This window comes from Aminobacter sp. LjRoot7 (assembly GCF_964252895.1).
Taxonomy (GTDB): domain Bacteria; phylum Pseudomonadota; class Alphaproteobacteria; order Rhizobiales; family Rhizobiaceae; genus Aminobacter; species Aminobacter aminovorans_B.
This window is the reverse complement of the sequence record NZ_CAXUPX020000001.1, coordinates 544,641-570,797: the sequence shown is the minus strand read 5'-3', so window position 1 is coordinate 570,797 and position 26,157 is coordinate 544,641. Positions and strand designations below refer to the sequence as shown.

Here is a 26,157-nt window from a genome sequence, read left to right as displayed (position 1 = left end):
GGATGAAAAGCGACAAAGAGCACTGGGCGCGTGTTGCCGATCAATGGATCGCCTGGGCGCGTTCGCCTGCCCATGACGCGTTCTGGGTCTATCGCGAGGGGCTGGCGCGGTTCATCGGCGAGGGCTCCGGCCGCGCGCTCGACGTGGGCTGCGGCGAGGGCCGCGTGGCGCGCGAACTGAAGGCGCTGGGTTATCATGTGACCGCGACCGACGTCGTGCCGGCGATGGTGGAGGCAGCAACGCAGGCCAACTCTGCCGACGACTATGCCGTTGCCGGCGTCGATGACCTGCCCTTCGACGACGGCAGCTTCGACCTTGTCATGGCCTACAACGTGCTGATGGACGTTGACGACGTGCCGGCGGCGGTCGGGGAAATCCGCCGCGTGATGAAGCTCGGCGGCACGCTGTTCATTTCGCTGGTCCATCCGTTCAGGGACCGTGGGCGTTTCGACGGGCAAGGGGCGGACGCGTCCTTCGTGCTCGATGGCAGCTATTTTGGCCGCGAGCATTTCGATGGCGAGGAAGAACGCGACGGGCTGACGATGCATTTCGCCGGCTGGTCGCAGCCGCTCGAGGACTATATGGCGGCGCTGGAGGGCGCGGGTCTGGCAATCACTGCATTACGCGAGCCGATCCCGGACCGCGTCGATTCGGACCTGCTGCGCAAATGGGCCCGCGTGCCGCTGTTCCTCTGGCTCAAGGCACGCACCCTGGCTTGAACTGTCCCTTTGCCAGTAGGGTCAGCTCCGCCCCAGCCGGCTTATATATTAGCTGCCTTGCATTTTCTTGATGCAAATTATCAGGAATAACGCTATCGGCTCGCGCGTTCATGTGGCTGCAAGCGAAGCGGCGGGGCGGGCGAAGAATGGATTTCCTGCAAAGATTGGCCGGTTTTGGCGAACGGACGGCGCTGGTGTTTCCGGGCCGCGCCGCCATCAGCTATGCCGAGCTTTCGCGCCGCGTTGCGGCCATGGCGGCGGAGTTCGGCGGGGGCCGCAAGCTCGTGGCGCTGGAGGCGTCCAATTCCGAGCATGCCATCGTCGCCTATCTCGCCGCGCGGGCCGGCGGGCACGTTGTGGCGCTGATTGCTCCTGGGGATGCTCTGGCGTTTGACGCGTTCGAGGAGGATTTTCGCCCCGATTTGTGCGCGCGGCCGTTCGACGGACGCTGGCGTATTGTTGAGCGCCAGTCAGCAGGGGAGGCGCTGCATCCCGACCTTGCCGTGCTGTTGGCGACGTCAGGCAGCACCGGCAGGAGCCGCTTCGTCCGGCTGTCGCGGACCAATGTCGAGAGCAACGCGGAGGCGATCGCGAGCTATCTCGTTCTGACGCCTGAAGACCGCGCGGCGCTGATCCTGCCGTTCCATTATTCTTACGGCCTGTCGGTGCTCAATTCGCACCTGGCTGTCGGCGCCAGCGTGTTCGTCTCGGCCAAGGGCGTGGCGGACAAGGGCTTCACTGACGATCTGTGCGCGGCCGGCGTCAGCAACATCAGCGGCGTGCCTTATTCCTACGAGCTGATGGACAAGACCGGCTTCAGCGTCGACGAGCTGTCGTCGCTGCGCTTCATGACGGTCGCGGGCGGTCGGATGCCGGCCGGCCTTGCCGAAACCTTCCAGCGCCGGCTCGAAGCCGCGGGGCGGCAGCTGTTCCTGATGTACGGCCAGACAGAGGCGACGGCCCGGATCGCCTATGTGCCGCCGGAGGCACTGGCCGATAACCCCGATAGCATCGGTGTCGCCATTCCGGGCGGCGAACTGGCGCTGGTCGGGGAGGACGGAAGCCGGACCGAGGGCTGCGGCGAGGCGGGCGAACTCGTCTATCGCGGGCCGAACGTGATGATGGGGTACGCGCTCGACCGCAACGACCTGGCACGCGGCGCGGAGATCGAGGAACTGCGCACCGGCGATCTGGCCGAGCGTTGCGAAAACGGCTTGTTCCGCGTCGTCGGACGCCTCAAGCGCATGTCGAAGATCGCAGGCCTGAGGATCAGCCACGAGGCGGTGGAACACGCACTGGCAAGCCGGGGCGTCGTGGCCGCGGTTACCGGCGACGACCGGCGGCTGGTCGCGGCGTTCTCGTCGGGACAGTCGCCCGAAGACGTCTGCAAGCTGATGATTACGGCAAGCGGCCTGACGGCGCTGCATGTCGAGGCGGTGGCGGTCGATGCCTTGCCGCGCCTGGCTTCTGGCAAGGTCGACTGCCAGGCCGTGGCGCAGCTTGCCCGGCGCAGCCAGAAAGCCGACGCCGGGATCATCGAGGCGTTTGGCCGGGCCTTCTATCCCCGGCGCGTGACGCCGTCAGACAGCTTCGAGGTGCTGGGTGGGGACTCGCTGCTCTACGTGCAGCTGTCGCTGACTTTGGAGCGCAAGCTCGGCCGCATCCCCGAGGGCTGGGAGAAGATGCCGGTCGGCACGCTTGCCAGGCTGGGAAGCCAGAAGGGAAATCGTCGCGTCGTCGACACCGACATGCTGATGCGGGCGCTGGCGATCTTGCTTGTGGTCTTGCACCACGCCACCCTGTGGCCGATCCCGGGCGGGGCGGCGGCGCTGGTGATGCTGGTCGGCTACGGGCTGGCGCGGTTCCATGGCGCAGCCCTGATGCGCGGCGAAACGTCGAGGCTGTTGCGCGCGGTGGCGGCCAACCTTGCCGTCTATGCGCCGCTGGTCGCCGGCTTTTCGTTCGCGCGCGGCGAGGTGCTGTGGCCGTCGGTGTTCCTTGTCGGCAATCTCGGCATCTTCGATCCAAAGCACATGCTGCCTTACCTCTACTGGTTCGTCGAAGCCTATGCGCAGGTGATGCTGATCGTTGCCGCGCTGTTTTCGCTGCCTGCGGTGCGGCGACGGGTGGCCGCCAGCCCGTTCGCAACAGGCATTGCGGCGCTCGTCGTGACCGTCGCGATCAAGATCCTGGCGCCAAAGGTCTGGGCTGTCGGGGCGGTGCAGATCTTCACCGTGTCGGACGTGTTCTATCTCGCCGTCTTCGGCTGGTGCGTCTTCCATGCGCAGGCGGCGCAGCAGCGCCTTCTGGTGCTCGGCGTCGCGACCATGGCCTTTCCGTTCATGGCCTATTGGGGCGGCAACTGGACCGGGTCCTGGGTCAAGTTCATGCTGCAGCTGGCCTGCGTCGCCATGCTGCTCTACGCCCCGCGCGTCACCGTGCCGAAGCAGGTCGCGGCACTGGCCCTGCCGGTGGCGGCGGCCGGCTATCACATCTACCTGTTCCACCGCCTGGTGCCGGAGCTGCTGCTGTCGCAGCTCAAGCTGCCGTGGCCGACCACGCTGAGCGTCGCGACCGGCATCCTGACCGGCATCGCGGCATTCCATGCCCAGAAGGCGCTGACGGCATGGCTGGCCAGGAGGCGCAGCGGTGGAGCAGCGCTCGGGGCGCACGCAGCTCCGGCGGAGTAGCGCTTTTCGCCTGTTGACGGGCGCGTACCTCTTTTTCCGAATGGCCGCGTCGCCTAAGCTGCCTTTTGGCGCTGTTTGGGGGGCAAACTTGGATTCCGACGGAAAATTTACTCTTCGGCTCTCGCCGATCGTCCGCTTGATGATGACGTTGGACGATGAGATGTCGCTTGATCAGGAGCGGCTCGTTTTCAATGAAGATCGCCGTGAAAAATTCCAGAAAATGCACTTGGAGGCGCTTGGAAAGCGGGACCAGCTCTTCAAGGGCGTCGCCATACTCGACGCAGCGATCCTGCTTCTTCTGTATGGAAGGGCCATCGAGGTGCCTGGACTCGGGATCAATCTCATCGACGTTCCAGCTGGGTTGGAGATAGCTACGACCTTGGCTTCCTTAGCCTTCATGTTCGCGAGCTTGGCCTTCTTTAATGAGCAAGCCTATTTGGCGATCGTGAACAAGTTTGGGGAAAAATTCGCCAGGCCGGCAGGAGTCGATCCCGATTTTGTAAATGCTAGTGAGGGCTACTTTGAGTTCTTCCTGAAACTCTATGGGAGCCAGATGAACATCTGGAGACCTGATGTTTTTGTTCCCGGTCGCGGTTATCGATGGTTTTTTGGTTCTTTGCTAGTCGCCCTTCAGTTGAGCTTGATGGCGCTACTGGTTCTCCACCTAATGGCTATAGGGGCGGCCTGCGCCTCACTATGGCAATCGCCATCTGCATACTACATCTCACAGGCGGTCGCCGCACTTGCTGTGGTGAGCAATGCCGTTGGGCTTTTAGTCGTCTTCACCATGAACGTCAGCTTCAGTTTCACGGTGAACCCAATAGGGCCATCACCGCGCTAGCGCATCGAAAACGCCGGTCTGTTCTGTGTTCTTGCACGCCTACGGTCCACTGGAATGGCTGCTTAGGGCGCTGACGGTCGCGGCGTGGCCGAGCTGGCGCCGCCAGGGAACGAGTGCTGCCGGTTCGCGTTAGCCTGAGCGCCGCACGACTGCGGCGCCTTCAGGAGGAAGCGACAATGGCGATCACGCAAGCACCCACCGCCAAGGGAAAAGAGGCCGCCAGGGGCCTGCGCAAGGCAGCGGCGCGGGAAGAGCGCAAGGTCGAGGCCAAGACTGGCAAAGACTTCAAGAAGGGCGAAAAGCGCTTCGAGGAACGCGCCAAAAGCTCTGATGGCAAGAGCGCGGGCAGCAAGCAGAAAAGCTGAATTGGCGGTGCCCGTCTGGCGGGTGGCCCAAGCAAAAACCCTGTGACTTGCCGCAGGGGTTAAGCTAATTGTCTCAACTGAGCGGCGAAGGCTGCGACAACATCGAGGGATACGCCTATGCGCTGGAGAGGCCGCCGCCAGAGTGACAATGTCCAGGATACGCGCGGTCAAGGCGGCGGTGGCGGGCTTGGCGGAGGCCTCGGTGGCGGACGCTTGCCGATGGGCCCGCGCATGTCGACGGGCGGCGGCGGACTGTCCGGCATCATCATCCTTGTCATCCTGTTCTTTGCGCTGCGTGCCTGCGGCATTGACCCGATGCAGATCCTGGCCGGCGGCGACGGTGGCCCGGTTTCGGGCGGCGGCCAGGTGAGCGAAGGCGGTGCGCCCGCCAATGACGAGATGACCCAGTTCGTTTCGACAGTGCTGGCCGAGACCGAAGACACCTGGAACGGCATCTTCCAGGCTGAGGGGTTGAAATACCAGGAACCGAAGCTGGTGCTGTTCTCCGGACAGGTGCGCTCGGCCTGCGGCTTCGCCTCCTCGGCATCCGGCCCGTTCTATTGCCCCGGCGACCAGAAGGTCTATCTCGACACCGCCTTCTTCGGACAGCTGGCCAAGCAGTTTGGCGCTGCCGGCGACTTCGCCCAGGCCTATGTGATTGCCCATGAGGTTGGCCACCACGTCCAGAACCTGACCGGCATCCTGCCCAAGTTCAACCAGATGCGGCAGCAGATGAGCGAGGCCGACGCCAACCAGATGTCGATGCGCGTCGAGCTGCAGGCCGACTGCTTCGCCGGCGTGTGGGGCCACTATACCGACCAGAAGGGCCTGCTCGAACAGGGCGACATCGAAGAGGCGCTGAACGCTGCCCAGCAGATCGGCGACGACACGCTGCAGAAGCGCATGCAGGGTTATGTCGTGCCGGAAAGCTTCAACCACGGCACTTCGCAGCAGCGCCAGCGCTGGTTCGCCGCCGGCTTCAAGAGCGGCAAGCTGTCGGAGTGCGACACCTTCAACAATCCGATCTGACGGCCGGTCCGATGGCTGTCTCTCCACGCATCGAGCTGGTGCCGAGAGGCCTGTCGCTGTCGCGGCTGGTCTTTGGCGCCTGGCGGCTGCTCGACGGCCAGAAGCCTGGCGCTGACGAGGTGGCATGTCTGATCGATACATCAGTCGATCTCGGTCTGACCAGCTTCGACCATGCCGACATCTATGGCGGCTACGCAGTCGAGGAGGCTTTCGGCGCTGGGCTGGCGCGCTGGAAGGGCCGGCGCGACAGCATCGAGCTGATCTCCAAATGCGGCATCATGCTTGAAACACCCAACCGGCCGCAGAACCGACTGAAGCACTATGACACCGGTGCCACCCATATCGAAGCCTCGGTCGAGCGCTCGCTGAAGAACCTTGGCACCGACTATCTCGACCTGCTTCTTATCCATCGCCCCGACCCGCTGATGGACGCCGACGAGGTGGCGCGTGCCTTCGAGCGGCTGGTCGCGGCGGGCAAGGTGCGGGCGGTGGGCGTGTCCAACTTCACGCCGCCCCAGTTCGACCTCTTGGCCTCGCGGCTGCCGTTTCCGCTCGTCACCAACCAGATCGAGCATTCGGTGCTTGAGACCTCGGCCTTGACCGACGGGCGGCTCGACCATGCGCAGAGGCTGCGTTACGCGCCGATGATCTGGTCGCCGCTGGGCGGCGGTTCGCTGTTCACCAGCGAGGGCGTGCGCGAGCAAAGGGTGCGGGCAGCGCTCCAGGCGGTTGCCGCCGAGACCGGTGTCGGCGACATTTCGACGGTTGCCATCGCCTGGCTGCTCAGGCATCCGGCGCGGCTAGTGCCGGTGCTCGGCACGATGAAGCCGGAGCGGTTGGCCGGGCTGGTCAAGGCGCTCGACGTTGCGCTCGACCGCCAGCAGTGGTTCGCCATTCTCGAGGCGAGCGAGGGCCAGGCGGTCCCGTAATGTTCCGCGCGGCCATGAACAAAATTGATATGTTCTTGTATTGTTCTTGATGGTTGCTTCGCTTATAAGCAGTTTTCCGCATGCCCCCGGCGGTTCGAAGCTGGTGCTTTGGCATCCCACGCGGATGCAGATGCCAGCGCAACTTGACTGATCGTCGCGGCCTCGAGCGGCGCCTGTGGGTTCGACATGGTTGATGAGAAGACCGCGAAGCGAGGCCTTGCGCTCGTCTTCGTCACATTGCTGCTCGACATCATCGGCTTCGGCATCATCATGCCGGTGCTGCCGGCCTTCCTGCAGGAACTGACCGGCGTTGGCGTCGGCGAGGCGGCGATCGAGGGCGGCTGGCTGTTCTTCGCCTATGCGGCGATGCAGTTCCTGTTTGCGCCGCTGATGGGCAATCTCAGCGACCGTTTCGGACGTCGGCCGATCCTGCTCGCCTCGGTGCTGACCTTTTCCATCGACAACGCCATCTGCGCGCTAGCCTGGTCCTATCCGATGCTCTTCGTCGGCCGCGTGCTCGCCGGCATCAGCGGCGCGAGCTATTCGACGGCCGCCGCCTTCATCGCCGACGTCTCGAACGACGACAACCGGGCCAAGAATTTCGGCCTGCTCGGCATCGCCTTCGGCGTCGGCTTCATCATCGGGCCGGTGCTGGGCGGCTTCCTTGGCGAGTTCGGGCCGCGCGTGCCGTTCTGGGGGGCGGCGGCACTTGCCTTCGTCAATTTCCTGGTCGCGCTGTTTTTCCTGCCCGAGACGCTGGCGCGGCATAACCGGCGCGCCTTCGAATGGCGCCGCGCCAACCCGCTCGGCGCGCTTAAGCAGATGCGCAAATACAAGGGCGTCGGCTGGATCGGGCTGGTGTTCTTCCTGATGGCGCTCGGCCACATGATGTATCCGGCGGTCTGGTCGTTCGTCAGCAGCTACCGCTATGGCTGGAGCGAACGGCAGATCGGCTTCTCGCTGGGCGTGTTCGGCCTTGGCGGCGCGCTCGTCATGGCCCTGGTGCTGCCGCGGGTCATCCCCCGGCTGGGTGAGTGGCGCACGGCAGTGATCGGCCTCGGCTTCACCGCTATCGCCGCCTTCGGTTATGCCGCGGCATGGCAGGGCTGGATGATCTATGCGGTCATAGTGGTGACTTGCCTGGAAGCACTCGCCGACCCACCGCTCAGGAGCCTGGCCGCGGCCAAGGTGCCGCCGGATGCGCAGGGCGAATTGCAGGGCGCGATGACTAGCCTGTTTTCGATCACCAGCATCATCACGCCGCTGCTCTACACCGGCATCTTCGCCTGGTTCACCGGGCCGAGCGCGCCGGTGACGTTTGCCGGCGCTCCTTATGCCGTCGGTGGGGTCTTCATCAGCCTGGCGCTGCTGGTGTTCATTTTGAAGGTCGAACGGCCGGCAACCAGCAAGGTCGCCGCCGTCGAAGTGGAGCAGGTCAACTGATGGCACCGGTTTATGTCGATCCTGGCAAGGTTCACGAATTCGCCGATTCGGCTGCCTTTTATGCCTGGCTGGGCCGAAACCACGACAGCCAGGACGAGGTCTGGATCAAGGTCCACAAGGTCGGATCGGGGCTGGCCTCGATCACGCCGAAGGAGGCGATCGAGGTCGTCCTGTGCTGGGGCTGGATCGACGGCGTGCGCAAGGGGTTCGACGACAAGAGTTTCCTGCAGCGCTACTCGCCGCGCGGCAAGAAGGGTACCTGGAGCCAGATCAATGTCGACAGCATCCCGCGCTTGGTCGCCGAGGGGCGGATGACCGAGCACGGCATGAAGCAGGTCGAGGCGGCCAAGGCCGACGGCCGCTGGGAAAAGGCCTACAAGAGCGGCAAGGACATGCTGATCCCCGCCGATCTCCAGGCGGCGATCGACGCCGAGCCCGAGGCGAAGGCAATGCTTGCCAAGCTCAGCGAGCAGAACCGCTTCGCCCTGGCCTTCCGCACCCACAACATGAAGACCGAGGCCGGACGCCGGAAGAAGATCGAGACCTTCGTCGCCATGCTGAAACGCGGCGAGACGATCTACCCGCAAGGCAAGAAGTGAGCGGGAAGGGCGGGATGGATTGTCCCGCCTAGCACCTTGTCAGCGGGATTGTCGAAACACCTGCCGACGTCACCGTCCGCTGTGTCCCCCAGGCTCAATGCAGCCCGAACTCGCGCAGCAGTTCCTCGCGGTAACGAACGAAGCGGGGTTCGCTGCGGTCGCGCGGGCGGGGCAGGTCGATGTCGATCAGGCGGGCGGCGGCGCCCTTTTCCTTGGGCAGCACCAGCACCCGGTCGGCGAGATAGACCGCTTCCTCGAGATCATGGGTGACCATGACCATGGTGACGTTCTCCTCGCTCCAGATTCGGGCGAGCTCTTCCTGCATGGTGATCTTGGTCATGGCGTCGAGCGCGCCGAGCGGCTCGTCGAGCAAAAGAATCTCGGGCTGCACGGTGAGCGCCCGAGCGATGCCGACGCGCTGGGCCATGCCGCCCGAGAGTTGCCTGGGATAGGCGTCGGTGAAGTCGTCGAGACCGACGAGCCCTATATAGTCGCGGGCCCGCTCTTCGGCCCGGGCGCGCTGCTCGCCGCGCACCTCGAGGCCGAAGGCGACATTGCCGAGCACCGTCAGCCAGGGCAGCAGCCGCGGTTCCTGGAAGATCACGGCGCGGTCGGAGCCGACGCCATGCACTGGCTCGCCATCGATCAGCACCCGGCCGCCATCGGCCGCTTCGAGGCCGGCAAGCACACGCAGCAGCGTGGTCTTGCCCGATCCCGAAGCGCCGACGATGACAAGGCATTCGCCGGATCGAATGTCGAGGTTCAGGCCCTTGAGCACCGCCAGCGGGCGGCCGTTGATGGCGAAAGATTTCGAGAGGTCGCGGATCGAAACCTCGCCGCGGCGGCTGCTGTCGATGCTGGTCATTTTTCTTTCCCCGATGTCATTGGCCCTGATGTTTTGGGCCGGTCCCCTGCGGGCTCAGTTCGATTTGGCTTCGGCGTTGGGCTGGAACAGCAGGTCGGCGGCCTTGAGCTTGCCCTTGGGCAGTGACCCTTCGCGTTCGAGCACGGCGATCCAGAAGTCGAGGTCGCGGGGGACCGCCTGCGCGCCTTCGCGGAGGCCGAATCCGGTCCAGTACTTGGCCAGCTCGGCGTTCTCGCCGCGCTTCGACAGGATGGATGCCAGCACCTTGCGCGCCTCATCGGGGTTCTGGCGCGACCATTCGGCGGCACGGGTCGACTGTTCGACGAAGTTGCGGGCAGCGTCGGGGTGAGCCTTGACGAAGTCGCGGCGCAGCACGACGAAGCCACCGGCGATTTCGCCCAGCACGTCGGTGTCGTCGAAGATGGCGCGGACGCCGCCATGTTCCTTCAGCAGACCCTCGAAAGTGGCCTGCCAGTAGCCGAGGGCTGCGATGTCGACCTGGCCGGAACGCAGGGTCTGTTCGAGCTGCGGACCGGGAACCACGACGAGGTTGGCGGCATTCTGCGGCAGCTTCGCCTGATGCAGCGCCTCGCGCACCGTATAGTCGAGATGGGCGCCGAGCGTGTTGACGGCGATCGACTTGCCGGCGATGTCGGCGACCGTTTTGATCGGGCTGTCCTCGAGCACGTAGAAGACGCTCTGGACCTTGTCGTTGATGCCGTTGCTGGGATAGGCGGCGATGAAGTCGTTGCCGCCGGCGATCGAGTTGACCACCGCCGAAGTCGCCGCGGAGCCGAGGTCGACGCTGCCGGCGGCCAGCGCGAACAGCGAGGCCGGGCCGCCCTGGGCGTAGCCGACATTTTCGAACTCGATGCCGAGCCCGTTGAAATAGCCGAGCTCGTTGGCCAGCTCGTGCGGCGAAATGCTGCCCTGGCTGGAGAGGTAGCGGATCTTCACCGTTTCGGGCGATTGGGCGAAGGCGGTGCCGGCGAGGCCGGCGGCGAACAGGCTGCCGGCGACAAGCGTGCTGATGCTGAGGGTACGAAATCGGAAGGTCATTGTCGGTATCCTTGATTGGGGGCGAAAGGGAATGCGTCAGGCGGCGGTGGCGTTGCTCCACCGGCAAAGCCGGCGCTGCAGCAGGACGAGCGCGTAGTTGGAGACGAGGCCGAGGCCGGCGAGCAGGACGATGGCCGCGAACATCAGCGGGATCTGGAAGTTGTATTGCGCGTTCATCACCTGGAAGCCGACGCCCCTGTTGGCGCCGATCATCTCGGAGGCGATGAGCAGTAGCAGGGCCGTGGTGGCCGACAGCCTGAGGCCGACGAAGATCGACGGCACCGCACCCGGCAGCACGACGCGGCGGAACACGGTGAGTCTGGAAGCGCCATAGACGCGTGCCATCTCGATCAGCTTGGGATCGACCTCCTTGACGCCGCCGATGGTGTTGAGCAGCAGCGGAAACAGCGTCGCCCAAAAGATGACGAAGACCTTGGACGCCTCGCCCAGGCCGAGCAGCAGGATGAAGACGGGGTAGAGCGCGAGCGCCGAGGTCTGGCGGAAGACCTGCAGGATCGGATCGAGCGCGCGCTCGACGGAGCGGACCTGGCCCATGAACAGGCCGAGCGGGATCGCGACGAAGACGGCGGCAACGAAGGCCGTGCCCGATCGCTGCAGCGAAATGGCGATGTCGTCGAGCAGCGCGCCGCCCGCAATGCCGTCCCACAGCGCTGCTATGATGGCATCCGGCGGCGGAATGACCGCCGGATTGACCCAGCCGGCATGGCTCGCCACCTGCCAGAGCGCGAGGAAGCCGGCGAGCACGCCGTAACGCGACAGGAAGTGTGCGGCAGCGCGGCCGCCGCGCTGCACCAGCTCGTGGCCAAAGCTGTTGTCGCCGATGCCGGCGCCAAGCACGCTCGGCTGTTCGATGTGTTGCAAACTCATGATCTTGCCCTCGCTCTCGGGATTATTCAGCGGCCTGCAGCGAGCTGCGGCTTGCGGTCCAGGGATTTTGCGGGCGGGGCAGGCCAAGGTTCTCGCGAAGCGTGCGGCCCTCATAGGCGGTGCGGAACAGGCCGCGCCGCTGCAGCTCGGGGACGACCAGATCGACGAAATCGTCGAGCGCGCCGGGCAGCCATGGCGGCAGGATGTTGAAGCCGTCGGCAGCCTCGTTGTGGAACCACTCCTCAAGCTGGTCAGCGACCTGCGTGGCGCTGCCGACGACGGTGTAGTGGCCACGCGCGGTGGCGACCCACTGGTAGAGCTCGCGGATGGTGAAGTCGTGCTCGTCGGCGATCTGGCGGATCAGGGCCTGGCGGCTCTTCATGCCCTCAGTCTCGGCACTCCTCGGTAGCGGGCCGTCGAGCGGGTAGCCCCTGAGGTCAAGCGTGCCGCCGGCAAGCCCGTTGAGCAGGGCAACACCGTCCTCGGGCAGGATCAGTTCGTTGAGCTTGTCGTATTTGGCGCGCGCCTCGGCCTCGGTGCGGCCGACAAAGGGGGCGACGCCGGGCATGATCAGCACGTGGTCCGGAACGCGGCCCTCGGCCAGCACACGGGCCTTGATGTTGCGATAGAACTCCTGCGCCGAAGCGAGGCTCTGGTGCGCGGTGAAGATGACTTCGGCGGACAGGGCGGCAAGCCTGCGCCCGTCTTCCGACTGGCCGGCCTGGACCACGACCGGATGGCCCTGGACGGGGCGCGGGACGTTGAGCGGTCCCTTGACGGCGAAATGCGCGCCCTTGTGGTCGATGTCGTGGACCTTGGCGGGATCGTAGAAGCGCCCGGTCTGCTTGTCGCGGATGAAGGCGTCGTCCTCCCAGCTGTCCCACAGCGCCTTGACGGTGTCGACATGCTCCCTGGCACGGGCGTAGCGGTCGGCATGGTCGGGCTGCTTGTCGCGATTGAAGTTGCGCGCGGTGTCGTCGCCGGCCGACGTCACGACGTTCCAGCCTGCGCGGCCATTCGACAGATGGTCGAGCGAGGCGAACTTGCGGGCAAGCGTGTAGGGCTCCTCGTAGGTGGTGGAGGCGGTGGCGATGAAGCCGAGATGCGTGGTCAGCGGCGCCAATGCGGCAAACAGCGTGACCGGCTCGAAGCCGGCGATCTTGGCGTTGCCGCCTTCACGCCCGCCGAGGCCGACCGACAGATTGTCGGCCAGGAAATAGGCATCGAACAGGCCACGTTCGGCGGTCTGCGCAAGCTCGGTGTGAAAGGCGAAATTGGTCGCGCCGTCGGCCGGTGAGCCGGGGTGACGCCAGGCGGCGATATGCTGGCCGCCACCGGGCAGGAAGGCGCCGAGCTTGATCTGTCTGGGCTTGGTCTGTCTGGTCATGGGGGATCTCCTGGAAAAGACGACAAAGGTCGATCCCGCGGTGCGTGCCGCAGGCCGGTCGTGTCAGGGAATGGAACGGTGAGGGCTAGATCAGGCAGCGAGGTCGACGCTGTCGCGCACCTGTGCGACACGACAGGCCTCGGCGACCGCCTGCTGGGCGCGGGCGCGGATCGCCTCGGAGACAAGGGCGCCGTCGGCGAAATCCCTGTCGGAGGCGTAGATGGCGGTCGGGATGGTCAGCGCTTCGAAGAAGCCGAACAGCGGGCGAAGCTGGTGCTCGACGATCAGCGAATGGCGCTCGCCGCCGCCGGTCGCCGCCAGGATCACCGGCTTGCCCTTCAGCGAATTGGGGTCGAGCAGGTCGAAGAAGTGCTTGAACAGGCCGGTGTAGCTGCCCTTGAAGGTGGGCGAGCCGACGACGAGAACCGTGGCCTGGGACAGCTGCTCGACGATGGCGCGGGCCGGCGGGGCGAGATCGCTGACGCGCCGTGCCTGGGCGAAGGACGGGCCAAGATCCTCGATGTCGTAGGTGGCGGCCGCTGCTCCGGTGCTCCTGGCGACCTCGCCTGCAATGTGCTCGATGAACAGTCTGGTCTTCGACGGACGGGTCAGGTTGCCCGAAATTCCCACCACGAGTTGTCTTGGCATGTGCGGATCCTCATCAGCGGTCGATACCTATTAACTCTACGGAATTTGTAGATATTGAAGAGCGAGAGGATTTCAAAAGCGATGCTGCGAGCGGATTGAGTTTGCGGCAGATCGCCCCCGGCTGGTTCATTTGACGCTGCGGCAGCAGTTGGGCGATTTGGCATGACGCCGCGCAAGAGCCGGTATTTGGGGCGGTCGACAGGCCCCGGCGAGGGGGTGGCGATGGCGTCTTGGGGGTACCCGGGACTTATCCTTGTCGCGATGTGGTCAGGTGGGTGCGCGCCAAAAACAGCCCGGCCAATGTCACCAGCGTGAATGTGGCGCCGGCAAGGAACGTGCCTTGCGGCCCGGCAATGTCCCACAGTGCACCGGCGATGACGCTGGCCAGAAGAATTGCCGCGCCTGTCACCAGGTTGAACATGCCGAAGGCTGTGCCGCGCAGCTCCGCCGGTGCGGTTTCGGCGATCAGGGTCGCCAGCAGGCCCTGAGTGAAGCCCATATGCAGGCCCCACATTGCGATGCCGATGCCGAGGCCAGATGGCAGTGGCTGCCAATGCCTTCCTGATCGCTCCGGTGCCGAAGTAAGCGGACCGCTTTGGCGACGTCCTTTCAAGGCCACTTGCTTCGGCCAAAAGAAAAGAGGCCCCACATAGCGGGGCCTCTTTATTGCCTTGCCGTGGCCGCTCTCAGCGCTCGGCGAGTGCCGGTTCGCCCTGGCGTTCGCGGATCAGGTTGGCGAAGCGGCGGAAGAGGTAGTGCGAGTCCTGCGGGCCGGGCGAGGCCTCGGGATGATGCTGGACCGAAAACACCGGGCGGCCGGTCAGTGCGATGCCGCAGTTGGTGCCGTCGAACAGCGAGACGTGGGTCTCTTCGACGCCCTCGGGCAGCGACTCGGCGTCGACTGCAAAGCCGTGGTTCATCGACACGATCTCGACCTTGCCCGTGGTGTGGTCCTTGACCGGGTGGTTGGCGCCGTGGTGGCCCTGATGCATCTTCGCCGTCTTGCCGCCAAGGGCCAGCGCCAGCATCTGGTGGCCGAGGCAGATGCCGAACACCGGCAGCTCGGTCTTGAGCAGGTCCTTGATGACCGGCACTGAATACTCGCCCGTTGCCGCGGGGTCGCCGGGGCCGTTGGACAGGAAGATGCCATCCGGTTTCATCGCCAGAATGTCCTCGGCCGAGGTCTTGGCCGGAACGACCGTCACCTTGGCGCCGAGGCCGGCGAGCAGGCGCAGGATGTTGCGCTTGACGCCGTAGTCGATGGCAACGACGTGCATGGTCTCTTCAGCCCGCTCGCCATAACCTTCGTTCCAGACCCAGGGCGTCTCGGTCCAGCTGGACGACTGGCCCGACGTCACTTCCTTGGCGAGGTCGAGGCCGACGAGGCCCGACCAGGCACGAGCCTGGGCCTTCAGGTTCTCGATGTCGAACTTGCCGTCCGGCGCATGCGCGATGACGGCGTTGGGCATGCCCTTTTCGCGGATCAGGGCGGTCAACGCGCGGGTGTCGACACCGGACATGGCAACGATGCCGCGGCGCTTGAGCCACTGGTCGAGATGGCCGGCGGCGCGATAGCTCGACGGGTTGGTGACGTCGGCCTTGAACACCGCACCGACCGCGCCGAAGCGGGCAGCCGGGTTCAGGTCCTCGATGTCTTCATCGTTGGTGCCGATGTTACCGATATGGGGGAAGGTGAAGGTGACGATCTGGCTGGCGTAGGAGGGGTCGGTGAGGACCTCCTGGTAGCCGGTCAGGGCGGTGTTGAAGCAGACTTCGGCGACGGCACTGCCGGTGGCGCCGAGGCCTCGGCCGGTGATGACCGTGCCGTCGGCCAGAACCAGAACGGCGGTCGGCACTTCGGTTGCCCAGGGGGCGGTCTCTGAGGCCATGGCGATGCTCCTGCGTAACGGGCGCCGCGACTTGAAAAATGGCTCGCAAGGGGCCATATCGCGCAGCGAAAAGCACGGACGACCACCGTTTGGCGGGCCCCGTGCACAAAACAAACAAGTCCTTGCAAGGCGCGGACAATAGGCGAAGGCCGGCATATGGTCAATGACCGGGCCGGGATTCGTGGCCAATTATTTTTCCTAGCAAAAACAGGAAGTTGGCCATTGTCATTGGGTTTGCCACTGTGGCAGGTCGGCGCTATTGTTTGCGACACGTTCAGGAGTAACGGCCATGCGCGAGACACTCGCCGAGGCACTGAAGACTGCATTGAAGACCGGCGACAAGCGCCGCACCTCGACGCTGAGGCTGATCCAGGCGGCCATCCAGGACCGCGACATCGCCCATCGCGGTGTCGGCAAGGACCCTGTCACCGACGAGGAAATCCTGCAGATCCTGACCAAGATGGTCAAGCAACGCCAGGAATCGGCCAAGGCCTTCGAGGAAGGCTCGCGGCTGGAGCTTGCTGCCCAGGAGCGCGACGAAATCGCCATCATCTCCGACTTCCTGCCCAAGCAGATGGAGGAGGGCGCGGTGCGCAGCGCAGCACAGCAGGTGATTTCGGAAGTCGGTGCCGACGGCTTGCGTGACATGGGCCGCTGCATGAACGCGCTCAAGGAGCGCTATCCCGGCCAGATGGATTTCGGCAAAGCCAGCGGCATCGTCAAGGAACTGCTGCAGTAGGTTTTGTCGGCTCCGGCCATGTGAACAGGAACGCCCCGGCTGCGATGCGGCCGGGGCGGTTTCTTTTGGGGGAGATTGCAGCCTTTCCTTCTCCCCTGCGGGATCAGGCGGCGCGGCGGAGCTTGGCCGGCGCCCTGTCGCGCAGGCCCCAGATGTGGCCGAACGGGTCGAACACGGTGGCGCCACGGCGGCCGTCGGTCGCTATGGCAAGCTCTCCCCGGATGGTTGCTCCGGCATCGACTGCCCGATGCAGCGCGGTCTCGGCGTTGGCGACATCAAGGATGAAGACGGCGCTGACCGCGCCATGGGCCTTGGGAAAGAACGGCCCGCCGCGCATCGGTTCCAGTTCGCGGCGCGGATTGGCACCGCCGACTTGGACAGCGAGATCGCAGATCTGGAGGTCGATCGAGATCGGAGCGCCCTCGAAGAGGTAGAATCCGCGGCGAACGGCGCCGAACGCCCTTTGGTAGAAGGCGGCCGCTTCCTCCTCGCGGCCGTGCTCGACGACGATCGAGATTGCCAGTTCGGCCTTGGCGTCGAAGGTCGCCTTGAGGGTGTTCCAGTTGTCGTGGCCGAGCTGACGGGCGACGATCTCGAGACAGGCGCTGTGGGCGAGGTAGATGTCTTGCGCGGCCAGGCTGGCGCGCAGCTCCTTGGCCATGGATTTCACGCGATCAAGCGGTGGCATGGGATGTTCCCTTGGAAAAGGGGTGACATTCAGCGTCAGTGCTCGCATTGCCGACGGTCACCCCAAGGGTCAAACCAGGTTTTCTGGTGCATTCGCCAATCCGGATAGGAGCGAGCGGCAGGCTGCACGGCCTGGGTTGATTTTTGCCGACCCGGTCGATTCGGGCAAGTCTGTCGCCATTTCCGAGTTCACGTCACCGGCAATCGTTGGCGCACGATGGCGGCATGGAAGCGGGTGCCGTGGATGAGGGCATCGTCATTGAAGTCGAAGGATGGGTTGTGCAGCGGCGCAGACGTTTCGCCGTTGCCGATGTAGGCGAAGCAGCCGGGCACATGATCGAGGAAGCGGGCGAAATCCTCGGAAGCGGTGACGATCTCGCCCTTACCGTTGACTGCGCCTGAGGCAAACACCGTGGCGGCAGCTTCGACCGCAGCGGCCGTGGCCTCGGTGTCGTTGACCAGCGGCACGAACTCCCTGGTGTAGGTCACCTCGGCCGTGCAGTTGTGGGTGAGTGCGGTGCCTTCGGCGATGATGCGCATCTGCCTTTCGATCTCGGCGCTCACCTCGGGGCGGAAGCTTCTGGCGTCGCCTAAGATGCGGGCGAAGCCGGGCAGGGCGTTGCGAGTGCCGTCGGTGATGAGTTCGGTGACCGAGACGACCGAGATGTCGGCCGGGCTCAGTCGGCGCGAAACGATGGTCTGCAGGTTTGTGACGACGGCGCAGGCGGCAACCAGCACTTCGCGGCCGAGATGCGGTCGGGCGGCGTGGCCGCCAAGGCCGCGCAGCACGATCTCGAAATTATCCTCCGCCGACATGATCGGACCGGGGCGGGTCTCGAAATGGCCGACCGGCAGGCCGGGCATGTTGTGCAGGCCATAGATCTCGTCGAAGGGAAAACGCGCCATCAGGCCGTCGTCGAGCATGGCGAGCGCGCCCTTGCCCCACTCCTCGGCCGGCTGGAAGATGAAGCGGACCGTGCCGTCGAAGCCGCCTTCGCTGGCGAGAAGCTTTGCCGCTCCCAGGAGCATGGTGGTGTGGCCGTCATGGCCGCAGGCGTGCATGACGCCGGGATTTTGCGAGGGATGGTCGTGGCTGGCCTGCTCGGTAATGCGCAAGGCGTCCATGTCGGCGCGGAGTGCGATGGCCCGGTTGCCGCTGCCACGGCGCAATGTGCCGACGACGCCGGTGCCGCCGATGCCCTCGACGACCTCGTCGAGGCCGAAGGCTCGGAGCTGAGCGGCGACGAAGGCTGCGGTGCGCTTCTCCTCGAAGCCGAATTCGGGATGGGCATGCAGGTCACGCCGCCAGCCGGTCATCTCGGCGACGAGGTTTTTCTGGTCGAGCGCGGCCATTGTGCAAATCCCCTAGACTGGAGGGTGCAGCGTCGCCCGGATTGGCGGTGGCAGGCAAGAGCGGTTGGTGGGGCCAGGGACTGCGGGTTCTGTGGTGAGAGCGCAATCCAGCGCTGCCGTCATCCCGGGCGAACGAAGTGAGACCCGGGACCTATTGATGAGCGCGGCCGGGTTATGGGCTCGTGGAGGCGACGGCGAGATGCACTATGGCAAGGACCCGGCTGTGCCAGACGATGTTCCAGTCAATGGGTCCCGGATAACCTCCGCTGCGCTTCTGTTTCCGGGATGACGGCGTTCGCAGACGGATAGTCGCTCAGCTTGCCTTGAGGCGCGAGCCCCTCAGCAGGCCTTGTTCCTCCAGCACCGGATAGGCCATCGAGGCGAGCAGGGAGTTGATCTGCTTGAGGTCGCGGATGGTGTCGAGGTGGATCGAGCTCGTCTCGACGCTCTTGATGGTGCCGTCGCGCAGGCGCAGGAAATGGCTCTGGCTGGTCTGCTTCTCGACGTCGCGCAGCCTGTCCTTTTCGAGCACGAGCTGGCGGGCGGTGTTGGCGTCGCGCGAGACCAGCACGTTGAAGGCAAGGCGCGCATTGGCCATGACCGAGGCGTGGAAGGAGGTCAGCTCGCGCCAGCCCTCAGGCGTGAATTCGAGGCCGCGGTCGAGCTTCTTCTGCACATGGGCCAGCATGTTGCGCACGATGATGTCGCCGACCTGCTCGAGCTTGACGCAGGCGCCGAGCAGTTCCTGGCAGCGCAGCGCTTCGTCTTCGGTCATTGGCCGGATCGTCGCCTTGGCGAGGTAGAGCTTGATCGCCGCATGCTTGCGGTCGACGCGGTCGTCGAGCGAGGCCAGCGCCTTGATCTTGTCGGCGTCGGGCTTTTCGTAGAGCTCGATGATGCGCTGGAGCATGATCTCGACGGTTTCGCAGACACGCACCGTCTCGCGCGTCGCGTTGGCCAGTGCCTGCGAGGGTGTGTCGAGGGCGGCTTCATTGAGCGCACTAAGTTCGGCGACCGCCATCTCCTTGGCGGGATCGGTCTTGGTGCCGAGCGCCACGATCTTTTCCGAGGCGCTGTAGACGAGTTTGGCGAGCGGGATGCCGGCGACCAGGATGATGCAGTTGAACAGGATGTGGGCGTTAATAATCTGGTCGGGACCAGTCGAGCCGAGGAAGGCGGTCGAGGGTTTGATCCAAAGGAACGCCACCAGCATGACCAGCGAGCCGGCGCCGCGCATCAGCAGGTTGCCGATCGGCACGACACGCACGCCGGGCTCGGCGTTGCGGGTGAGTAGGGGCGCGATGATCGAGCTGCCGAGATTGACGCCGAGCACAAGCACGATGCCGAGTTCGGGCGGAACGAATCCGCGGCCGGCAAGGGTGACGATCAACAGCACGGCGGCGATCGAGGAATGGAACAGCCAGGTGACGATGGCCGCGAGCAAATAGGCGGTGATGGGGTCGCCGGCGAAATAGTCGATGATGACCGGCAAAAGCTTGCTCTCGCGCAGCGGCTCGGAGGCCTGGCCGACCATTTCGAGCGACAGCACGAGAAGGCCGATGCCGACGAGGATGCGCCCGGTCTGCTGCCAGCTACGCCTGTCGGTGGCGAGGAACATCGTGGTGCCGGCGACGAGGCACAACGGCACCAAGAGCGACAGGTCGAAGGTCAGGATCTTGATGACCAGCGCTGAGCCGATTTCCGCGCCGCGCACGGCCAGCTGGCCAGCGATGCCGCTGACGATGCCGGCGCCGGCGAAGGAGCCGACCAGCAGGGTGACGGCGGTCGAGCTCTGGAAGGCGATTGCCAAGGCCGTGCCGGCAAGCACGGCGAGGATCGGGTTGCGCATGGTGTTGCGCAGCTTGTGGCGCAGCACGTCGCCATAGGCGCGCTCGACGCCGGTGCGCACCATGCGGGTGGCAAACAACAGCAGGGCGACAGCACCGGCGAGATGCAACAGGACGACGGAGCCGCTCATCGGGAGCACCCGATGGGCATGCAGCCGGGGGCTGTCGGGGAGGCGGCCGCGACGGTTCGTGCGCGGATGCGAATCACTGTCATGAGCATGCCATTTAGATTAGCCGGATAATATTTTTCGTCCATACTGCACACGTGTGCACGGGATCGCAAGATGCGATCATCCATATTGTGATATCTAGGGCCGCAATTCCGGTTCGACAGCGACCGGCGGACGGCGCAATTCGGATGTTCGGCCGGATGTTTGCGCCGGCGAGGCTGTGAACAGCGGGCATGTCCGTGGGTGGGCAGCGAATAGGAGTCGTGTCCGGCGAGGCGAGCGCCTATATCAGTTTGAAACAAGCAGGACCCGATGCGCTTTTCCGACGGATTTTTGAGCGAGATACGTGACCGCGTGCCGATTTCGGCCGTGATCGGTCAGCGCGTGACCTGGGATCGCAAGAAAACCAATACCCAGAAAGGCGATTTCTGGGCCTGTTGCCCGTTCCATGGCGAGAAGTCGCCATCGTTCCACTGCGAGGATCGCAAGGGTCGCTATCATTGCTTCGGCTGCGGCGTGACGGGCGATCATTTCCGCTTCCTGACCGAAATGGACGGGCTGAGTTTCCCCGAAGCCGTCGAGCGCATCGCCGAGATGGCCGGCGTGCCAATGCCGGCGCGCGATGCGCAGGAAGAGCGGCGCGAGCGCGAGCGCGCCTCGCTGCACGACGTCATGGAGCTGGCGACCACATTCTTCGAGGACAGGCTGCAGACGTCGGACGGAGCGAGGGCACGCGCGTATCTGCGCGACCGCGGGCTGTCGCAGGCGACGCAGCAGCAGTTCCGGCTCGGCTTCGCGCCCGACAGCCGCAACGCGCTCAAGGAATTCCTCGCCTCCAAGGGCATCGAGAAGGCGCAGATGGAGGCCTGCGGGCTGACCGTCTTCGAGGACGTGCCGGTGTCCTACGACCGCTTCCGCGACCGCATCATGTTTCCGATCTCGGATTCGCGTGGCCGCATCATCGCTTTCGGCGGGCGTGCGATGTCGGCTGAGATCTCGGCCAAGTACCTGAACTCGCCGGAGACCGATCTCTTCCACAAGGGCAACGTGCTCTACAATTTCGCCCGTGCCCGCAAGGCGCTGCAAAAGGGCGGGACTGTGATTGCCGTCGAAGGCTACATGGATGTGATCGCGCTGGCGCAGGCCGGTTTCGAAAATGTCGTGGCGCCGCTCGGCACGGCCCTGACGGAAAACCAGCTCGGGCTGTTGTGGCGCATGTCGGGCGAGCCGGTGCTGTGCTTCGACGGCGACAAGGCGGGCCTCAAGGCCGCCTACCGCGCCGCCGACCTGGCGCTGCCGCTGGTGGCACCGGGAAACACGGCCCGTTTCGCCCTGCTGCCCGAGGGCAAGGACCCCGACGACCTGGTCAAGGCGGAAGGGCCCGAAGCGTTCCGCACCGTGCTCAACGCCGCGCGGCCACTGTCCGACCTGATCTGGATGCGCGAGACGTCGGGCGGGATGTTCGAAACGCCGGAGCGCCGCGCCGAGCTCGAAAAGACGCTGCGCGAGCTGACCAGCAGGATCAAGGACGAGAGCGTCCGCTATCACTACCAGCAGGAAATGCGCGAGCGGGTGCTGAATTTTTTCGGCAACCAGCGCGGCCGCCAGCAAGGGCAGGGCGGCGGCAAGGGATCATTCAACAAAGGCTCGTTCAACAAAGGCGGCGGCGAGCGCGGCCAGTGGAACAAGGGTGGCGCGGGTGTCCAGGCCGGCCGGCTCGCTGTGTCGGAAAGTCTGGCGCGCTCGGCGATGGTCAAGCGCACCGCCGGCATGCCGTTGCGCGAGGCGGCCCTTGTCGTTGCGCTCGTCAACCACCCCTCGCTGATCGACGAGAATTTCGAGCATGTCGAACGGCTCGATCTTAGCCATGGCGAGCTCAAGCAACTGCATTCGGTGCTGATAGATGCGATGGCGCATGGCGAGGCCAACACACGCGAGGCGGTGGTGGCGGCGATCGAACGCGCGTCCTGCGCCGAGATGTGGGAGCGTGCCGTGACGCTGGCGCGGCGCGCCCGGCAATGGACGGCGTTCGAAGACGCGGCGATCGAAGACGCCCGCGACGCCTTCGCGCAGACGTTGCACTTGCACCGCAGCGCCCGCACCTTACATAAGGAGCTGAAACAGGCCGAAGCTGCGCTGGCTACAGATCCTACCGACGAAAACTACCGACATCTGGTGGAAGTTCAGGCGCAGTTTCACGACGTGCAGGCCACCGAAGCGCTTATCGAAGGCTTCGGGGTGTCTTCGGGCCGGGGCGGTCGTAACTGACGCTGCGGACCGATTATCCCGCAATTGATTCGCTTTTTTGACGCGAATCATGCGAGAGGCGCTTGACCTTCCGCCGGAATGACGGAATCAGGTCGATTCGAAAAAGTTAACCGGCGGCCAGGTCGCCAGTCGTGTCGATGGCCTGAAAATGCGGATTGGGGCACTTGTCACTGGACAGGAAGATATTCCGCCACAGATATCACGGTTAATCTGGACTTAACACAGGTGCAGCTACTGGCAGTTCAGGCGCAGGTTCGATGAGCGCATCTGATTTGCACTGTCCAAGAGTTTAAGCGGCTGACGGGCCGCCTGGAGAAAGCGAAGAATGGCGACAAAAGAAAAGGAAGAGGTCGAGACCGAACGCGAAGGCGCCCCAGACGGACCTTTGCTCGACCTTTCCGATGACGCTGTCAAGAAGATGATCAAAGTCGCGAAGAAACGCGGCTATGTCACCATGGACGAGCTCAACGCGGTGCTTCCGTCGGAGGAAGTGACCTCCGAACAGATCGAAGACACCATGGCGATGCTCTCCGACATGGGCATCAACGTGGTCGAGGACGACGAGCAGGGCGAGGAAGCCGAGGCCGCCGAAGGCGATGCCGAGGAAGACGCCAACGAGCTTGCCGAACAGACCGGCACGGCCGTCGCCGCCACCACGACCAAGAAAGAGCCGACCGACCGTACCGACGACCCGGTGCGCATGTATCTGCGCGAAATGGGTTCGGTGGAGCTTCTGTCGCGTGAAGGCGAAATCGCCATCGCCAAGCGCATCGAAGCCGGCCGCGAGACGATGATCGCCGGCCTGTGCGAGAGCCCGCTGACCTTCCAGGCCATCATCATCTGGCGCGACGAACTCAACGAAGCCAAGATCCTGCTGCGCGAGATCATCGATCTCGAGGCGACCTATGCCGGCCCCGAGGCCAAGCAGGCGCCGATCGTCGAGCGCGTCGAGGAAGACGCCAAGCCCAAGGAAGAGCCGAAGGGCGGCCGCCGCCGCGGCGGCGACGAAGAAGACGACATCACCAACGTGGGTGGCGACACCCGTGGCGAGGATGACGAGGAAGACGAGGACGAGGCCAGCCTGTCGCTGGCTGCCATGGAAGCGGAACTGCGTCCGCAGGTCATGGAAACCCTCGACGTCATCGCCGACACCTACAAGAAGCTGCGCAAGCTGCAGGACCAGCAGGTCGAGAACCGTCTCGCTGCCGCCGGCACCCTGTCGCCGAGCCAGGACCGCCGCCTGAAGGAGCTGAAGGACCAGCTCGTCAAGGCCGTGAAGTCGCTGTCGCTCAACAACGCCCGCATCGAGGCGCTTGTCGAGCAGCTCTACGACATCAACAAGCGTCTGGTGCAGAACGAAGGCAAGCTGCTGCGTCTCGCCGAAAGCTATGGCGTGCGCCGTGACGAGTTCCTGAAGGAATACCAGGGCTCCGAGCTCGACCCGAACTGGATCCGTTCGATCTCGAACCTGTCCAGCCGTGGCTGGAAGGAGTTCACCAAGAACGAGAAGGATGCGATCCGCGACCTGCGCGCCGAGATTCAGAACCTCGCCACCGAGACGGCGATCTCGATCCTGGAATTCCGCAAGATCGTCAACCAGGTCCAGAAGGGCGAGCGCGAGGCAGCGATCGCCAAGAAGGAAATGGTCGAGGCCAACCTGCGCCTCGTGATTTCGATCGCCAAGAAGTACACTAACCGCGGCCTGCAGTTCCTGGATCTGATCCAGGAAGGCAACATCGGCCTGATGAAGGCCGTCGACAAGTTCGAGTACCGCCGCGGCTACAAGTTCTCGACCTATGCCACCTGGTGGATCAGGCAGGCGATCACCCGTTCGATCGCCGACCAGGCCCGCACCATCCGCATTCCGGTGCACATGATCGAGACGATCAACAAGATCGTCCGGACGTCGCGCCAGATGCTGCACGAGATCGGCCGCGAGCCGACGCCGGAAGAGCTGGCCGAAAAGCTCGCCATGCCGCTCGAGAAGGTGCGCAAGGTGCTGAAGATCGCCAAGGAGCCGATCTCGCTCGAAACGCCTGTCGGCGACGAGGAGGATTCGCACCTCGGCGATTTCATCGAGGACAAGATGGCGATCCTGCCGATCGACGCGGCGATCCAGGCGAACCTGCGCGAGACCACCACGCGCGTGCTCGCCTCGCTCACCCCGCGCGAGGAACGCGTGCTGCGCATGCGCTTCGGCATTGGCATGAACACCGACCACACCCTCGAAGAGGTCGGCCAGCAGTTCTCGGTCACCCGCGAGCGTATCCGTCAGATCGAGGCCAAGGCGCTGCGCAAGCTCAAGCACCCGAGCCGCTCGCGCAAGCTGCGCTCGTTCCTCGACAGCTGATCGTATCCATATCGTTCAAAAAGCCCGGCTCCAGCCGGGCTTTTTTCGTTTGGGCTTAATCCTCCGGGTCGCCGGCGACGAGATTGTATTCGGCCCATCTGGCCTCGGGGATTGCCTCGCCGACGCTGAATTCGAAAGCCGACACAGCGCCTTGGGCGACATTGCAAGAGAAGGTCACAGCGTACCAGCGGCGCTCGGAACGGAACGCTCCGCCCTGTGCGTGGATCGAGCCCTCGTCGATCCTGAGATTGCTTGTTGCATAAGGCACCACGAGGTCAGGGCGGAGCTCTGTCTTCCAGCGATGGATCTGCTCCATGGCCTCGATGTTGCAGAGCTGGACGGCCCGTTCGTCTGGCGCAAAGGTGGCGAGCGCCTGCCTGGCGTGGCGGCTGCGCGGGTCGGCGAGCAGCTTTGCCGCGTAGAAACTGTGCGCCTTGACCATGGCGGGGCGCTGCGCGGCAGGAGCCTGGGGTTTTGGCGTGACCGGAGTGGCAGGCGCAAGGGGAGCAGCAGGCAGAGGCGGGGTGGCGGGCGTTTCTGGCTGGCGCGGCAACTGGACTGGTGCTGGCGTGGGCGCGGGCGCCACCAGTTCGACCGGTACCGCATCTTCGGCCGGCAGTTTGAACGGCTTTGGCCTCGGCACCAGCAAGATGGCCGCCAGCAGCAGGGCATGCAGTGCCACCGAGACGGGCCAGCTAAGATCCAGTTTCACGGCAGGCGTCATGCGACCCGGCTTTTTGATGCAGCCGGTTGGTTCGCCTGTCACTGTGGCGCGATTGCGGCGCCGGGCATCGGCGCTGCGTACGCCTGCCTAGTTTCGCTTGCGCCGGTAGACGTAGACGACCGCCGGCGGCAGGTTGCGCCAGACGCGGGGGGAGCGCGTGTATTCCAGGCAGAGGCTTTCGGCAATGCCGCGGCGCAGCGGCGAAAACAGCCCGTAGGTGAACTGGATGTAGACGCCGTCGGGCCCGAGCCGCGAGAAGGCGGCTGACAGGATGGCTTGCTGTTGGCTCTCCGTCATCGACAGCAGCGGCAGGCCCGAGACGACTGCATCGACGTGCTGGGGGCCGACGGACGCCAGTTTCTCCGCCGGCTCGTCGAAGACCGTCACATCGGGATGGCGGTCGCGCAACATGCTGCAGAAGACCGGATTGAGCTCGTAGAGGAAGAGGTCGGCGGGGGCGATGCCGAGCTTCAGGATCTCGCGGGTGATGTTGCCGGTGCCGGGTCCGAACTCGGCGACCCGCCGGGCCCAGCGGGGCAGCTGGCTGGCCATGAGCTGGCACAGGCTTGGCGATGAAGGGGCGAGGGCTGACACCTGGCGGGGCCGGCGCAACAGTTGGGCAGCGAACGCGTTGAATTCGGTCATTCTTGCTGGTCCTGGCTTTTGGC

22 protein-coding genes and 1 pseudogene are annotated in these 26,157 nt (G+C 64.8%); 11 read left to right on the top strand and 12 right to left on the bottom strand.

From position 1 onward, the window contains the following. Positions 1–2: 2 nt before the first annotated feature. The 8 genes from ACSQ3E_RS02715 (at position 3) to ACSQ3E_RS02680 (ending at position 8,615) form a co-directional block, all read left to right on the top strand. Positions 3–719, top strand: a complete 717-nt coding sequence (locus ACSQ3E_RS02715) for a class I SAM-dependent methyltransferase (protein ID WP_436121519.1) — start codon at positions 3–5, stop codon at positions 717–719. A 146-nt stretch (positions 720–865) separates the two neighbouring features. Next, positions 866–3,409 carry an AMP-binding protein gene (locus ACSQ3E_RS02710; protein WP_436121518.1) on the top strand — a complete coding sequence of 848 codons (2,544 nt, stop codon included), beginning with the start codon at positions 866–868 and terminating at the stop codon, positions 3,407–3,409. Then, the gene (locus tag ACSQ3E_RS02705) at positions 3,369–4,250 is read left to right on the top strand and encodes a hypothetical protein (RefSeq protein ID WP_436121982.1); all 882 of its coding nucleotides are present in this window, start codon (positions 3,369–3,371) and stop codon (positions 4,248–4,250) included. The genes ACSQ3E_RS02710 and ACSQ3E_RS02705 overlap by 41 nt, the downstream gene beginning before the upstream one ends. Before the next feature lie 176 nt (positions 4,251–4,426). Further along, the gene (locus ACSQ3E_RS02700; protein ID WP_436121517.1) at positions 4,427–4,615 is read left to right on the top strand and encodes a hypothetical protein; all 189 of its coding nucleotides are present in this window, start codon (positions 4,427–4,429) and stop codon (positions 4,613–4,615) included. Positions 4,616–4,732: 117 nt separating this feature from the next. After that, positions 4,733–5,644, top strand: coding sequence for a KPN_02809 family neutral zinc metallopeptidase (gene ypfJ, locus ACSQ3E_RS02695; protein WP_436121516.1), 912 nt, complete (start codon positions 4,733–4,735; stop codon positions 5,642–5,644). Between the two features lie 11 nt (positions 5,645–5,655). Continuing rightward, positions 5,656–6,573 (top strand): aldo/keto reductase, encoded by a 918-nt coding sequence (locus tag ACSQ3E_RS02690; RefSeq protein ID WP_436121515.1) that lies wholly within the window; start codon positions 5,656–5,658, stop codon positions 6,571–6,573. Between the two features lie 186 nt (positions 6,574–6,759). Continuing rightward, the gene (locus ACSQ3E_RS02685) at positions 6,760–8,016 is read left to right on the top strand and encodes a TCR/Tet family MFS transporter (protein WP_436121514.1); all 1,257 of its coding nucleotides are present in this window, start codon (positions 6,760–6,762) and stop codon (positions 8,014–8,016) included. After that, a complete protein-coding gene (locus ACSQ3E_RS02680) occupies positions 8,016–8,615 on the top strand; it encodes a YdeI/OmpD-associated family protein (RefSeq protein ID WP_436121513.1) in 600 nt (199 codons plus the stop codon). The genes ACSQ3E_RS02685 and ACSQ3E_RS02680 overlap by 1 nt, the downstream gene beginning before the upstream one ends. Positions 8,616–8,709: 94 nt before the next feature. Here the strand turns inward: ACSQ3E_RS02680 and ACSQ3E_RS02675 are convergent, their stop codons facing one another. The 7 genes and pseudogenes from ACSQ3E_RS02675 to carA all read right to left on the bottom strand — a co-directional run bounded on the left by ACSQ3E_RS02675 (position 8,710) and on the right by carA (position 15,351). Then, entirely contained in the window at positions 8,710–9,480 is a 771-nt protein-coding gene (locus tag ACSQ3E_RS02675; RefSeq protein WP_436121512.1) for an ABC transporter ATP-binding protein, read from the bottom strand. Positions 9,481–9,534: 54 nt separating this feature from the next. Beyond that, entirely contained in the window at positions 9,535–10,539 is a 1,005-nt protein-coding gene (locus ACSQ3E_RS02670) for an ABC transporter substrate-binding protein (protein ID WP_436121511.1), read from the bottom strand. A 36-nt stretch (positions 10,540–10,575) separates the two neighbouring features. Next, positions 10,576–11,427, bottom strand: a complete 852-nt coding sequence (locus ACSQ3E_RS02665) for an ABC transporter permease (protein ID WP_310316569.1) — start codon at positions 11,425–11,427, stop codon at positions 10,576–10,578. Between the two features lie 22 nt (positions 11,428–11,449). Next, positions 11,450–12,814 carry an LLM class flavin-dependent oxidoreductase gene (locus ACSQ3E_RS02660; RefSeq protein WP_436121510.1) on the bottom strand — a complete coding sequence of 455 codons (1,365 nt, stop codon included), beginning with the start codon at positions 12,812–12,814 and terminating at the stop codon, positions 11,450–11,452. Between the two features lie 90 nt (positions 12,815–12,904). Next, positions 12,905–13,462 carry an FMN reductase gene (gene msuE, locus ACSQ3E_RS02655; protein ID WP_436121509.1) on the bottom strand — a complete coding sequence of 186 codons (558 nt, stop codon included), beginning with the start codon at positions 13,460–13,462 and terminating at the stop codon, positions 12,905–12,907. Positions 13,463–13,709: 247 nt separating this feature from the next. Further along, positions 13,710–13,997, bottom strand: a pseudogene (locus tag ACSQ3E_RS02650) (MFS transporter); the annotation flags it as partial. Positions 13,998–14,148: 151 nt separating this feature from the next. After that, positions 14,149–15,351 carry a glutamine-hydrolyzing carbamoyl-phosphate synthase small subunit gene (carA, locus tag ACSQ3E_RS02645; RefSeq protein WP_310316582.1) on the bottom strand — a complete coding sequence of 401 codons (1,203 nt, stop codon included), beginning with the start codon at positions 15,349–15,351 and terminating at the stop codon, positions 14,149–14,151. A 289-nt stretch (positions 15,352–15,640) separates the two neighbouring features. Here carA and ACSQ3E_RS02640 point away from each other — a divergent pair, with 289 nt between their 5' ends. Next, a complete protein-coding gene (locus ACSQ3E_RS02640) occupies positions 15,641–16,090 on the top strand; it encodes a GatB/YqeY domain-containing protein (RefSeq protein WP_310316585.1) in 450 nt (149 codons plus the stop codon). A 103-nt stretch (positions 16,091–16,193) separates the two neighbouring features. Here ACSQ3E_RS02640 and ACSQ3E_RS02635 read toward each other — a convergent pair whose 3' ends face one another. From ACSQ3E_RS02635 to ACSQ3E_RS02625, 3 genes are all read right to left on the bottom strand, one after another. Next, on the bottom strand, positions 16,194–16,778 hold the full coding sequence (locus tag ACSQ3E_RS02635; RefSeq protein ID WP_436121508.1) for a glyoxalase superfamily protein: 585 nt from the start codon (positions 16,776–16,778) through the stop codon (positions 16,194–16,196). Between the two features lie 188 nt (positions 16,779–16,966). After that, positions 16,967–18,130 carry an amidohydrolase gene (locus tag ACSQ3E_RS02630; RefSeq protein ID WP_436121507.1) on the bottom strand — a complete coding sequence of 388 codons (1,164 nt, stop codon included), beginning with the start codon at positions 18,128–18,130 and terminating at the stop codon, positions 16,967–16,969. Positions 18,131–18,443: 313 nt separating this feature from the next. After that, the gene (locus ACSQ3E_RS02625; protein WP_436121506.1) at positions 18,444–20,108 is read right to left on the bottom strand and encodes a Na/Pi cotransporter family protein; all 1,665 of its coding nucleotides are present in this window, start codon (positions 20,106–20,108) and stop codon (positions 18,444–18,446) included. A gap of 351 nt (positions 20,109–20,459) precedes the next feature. Here ACSQ3E_RS02625 and dnaG point away from each other — a divergent pair, with 351 nt between their 5' ends. After that, on the top strand, positions 20,460–22,415 hold the full coding sequence (gene dnaG / locus ACSQ3E_RS02620; protein ID WP_436121505.1) for a DNA primase: 1,956 nt from the start codon (positions 20,460–20,462) through the stop codon (positions 22,413–22,415). A 325-nt stretch (positions 22,416–22,740) separates the two neighbouring features. Further along, a complete protein-coding gene (rpoD, locus tag ACSQ3E_RS02615; RefSeq protein ID WP_310316597.1) occupies positions 22,741–24,765 on the top strand; it encodes an RNA polymerase sigma factor RpoD in 2,025 nt (674 codons plus the stop codon). 55 nt (positions 24,766–24,820) lie between these two features. Here rpoD and ACSQ3E_RS02610 read toward each other — a convergent pair whose 3' ends face one another. Then, positions 24,821–25,477 (bottom strand): DUF930 domain-containing protein, encoded by a 657-nt coding sequence (locus tag ACSQ3E_RS02610; protein WP_436121504.1) that lies wholly within the window; start codon positions 25,475–25,477, stop codon positions 24,821–24,823. A 99-nt stretch (positions 25,478–25,576) separates the two neighbouring features. Beyond that, the gene (locus tag ACSQ3E_RS02605; RefSeq protein ID WP_436121503.1) at positions 25,577–26,134 is read right to left on the bottom strand and encodes a class I SAM-dependent methyltransferase; all 558 of its coding nucleotides are present in this window, start codon (positions 26,132–26,134) and stop codon (positions 25,577–25,579) included. Positions 26,135–26,157 lie beyond the last annotated feature (23 nt).

Coding starts and splice junctions, on each gene's coding strand:
- ACSQ3E_RS02715 (WP_436121519.1), top strand. CDS start 3: ATGAAAAGCGACAAAGAGCACTGGGCGCGTGTTGCCGATCAATGGATC.
- ACSQ3E_RS02710 (WP_436121518.1), top strand. CDS start 866: ATGGATTTCCTGCAAAGATTGGCCGGTTTTGGCGAACGGACGGCGCTG.
- ACSQ3E_RS02700 (WP_436121517.1), top strand. CDS start 4,427: ATGGCGATCACGCAAGCACCCACCGCCAAGGGAAAAGAGGCCGCCAGG.
- ypfJ (WP_436121516.1), top strand. CDS start 4,733: ATGCGCTGGAGAGGCCGCCGCCAGAGTGACAATGTCCAGGATACGCGC.
- ACSQ3E_RS02690 (WP_436121515.1), top strand. CDS start 5,656: ATGGCTGTCTCTCCACGCATCGAGCTGGTGCCGAGAGGCCTGTCGCTG.
- ACSQ3E_RS02685 (WP_436121514.1), top strand. CDS start 6,760: ATGGTTGATGAGAAGACCGCGAAGCGAGGCCTTGCGCTCGTCTTCGTC.
- ACSQ3E_RS02680 (WP_436121513.1), top strand. CDS start 8,016: ATGGCACCGGTTTATGTCGATCCTGGCAAGGTTCACGAATTCGCCGAT.
- ACSQ3E_RS02675 (WP_436121512.1), bottom strand. CDS start 9,480: ATGACCAGCATCGACAGCAGCCGCCGCGGCGAGGTTTCGATCCGCGAC.
- ACSQ3E_RS02670 (WP_436121511.1), bottom strand. CDS start 10,539: ATGACCTTCCGATTTCGTACCCTCAGCATCAGCACGCTTGTCGCCGGC.
- ACSQ3E_RS02665 (WP_310316569.1), bottom strand. CDS start 11,427: ATGAGTTTGCAACACATCGAACAGCCGAGCGTGCTTGGCGCCGGCATC.
- ACSQ3E_RS02660 (WP_436121510.1), bottom strand. CDS start 12,814: ATGACCAGACAGACCAAGCCCAGACAGATCAAGCTCGGCGCCTTCCTG.
- msuE (WP_436121509.1), bottom strand. CDS start 13,462: ATGCCAAGACAACTCGTGGTGGGAATTTCGGGCAACCTGACCCGTCCG.
- carA (WP_310316582.1), bottom strand. CDS start 15,351: ATGGCCTCAGAGACCGCCCCCTGGGCAACCGAAGTGCCGACCGCCGTT.
- ACSQ3E_RS02640 (WP_310316585.1), top strand. CDS start 15,641: ATGCGCGAGACACTCGCCGAGGCACTGAAGACTGCATTGAAGACCGGC.
- ACSQ3E_RS02635 (WP_436121508.1), bottom strand. CDS start 16,778: ATGCCACCGCTTGATCGCGTGAAATCCATGGCCAAGGAGCTGCGCGCC.
- ACSQ3E_RS02630 (WP_436121507.1), bottom strand. CDS start 18,130: ATGGCCGCGCTCGACCAGAAAAACCTCGTCGCCGAGATGACCGGCTGG.
- ACSQ3E_RS02625 (WP_436121506.1), bottom strand. CDS start 20,108: ATGAGCGGCTCCGTCGTCCTGTTGCATCTCGCCGGTGCTGTCGCCCTG.
- dnaG (WP_436121505.1), top strand. CDS start 20,460: ATGCGCTTTTCCGACGGATTTTTGAGCGAGATACGTGACCGCGTGCCG.
- rpoD (WP_310316597.1), top strand. CDS start 22,741: ATGGCGACAAAAGAAAAGGAAGAGGTCGAGACCGAACGCGAAGGCGCC.
- ACSQ3E_RS02605 (WP_436121503.1), bottom strand. CDS start 26,134: ATGACCGAATTCAACGCGTTCGCTGCCCAACTGTTGCGCCGGCCCCGC.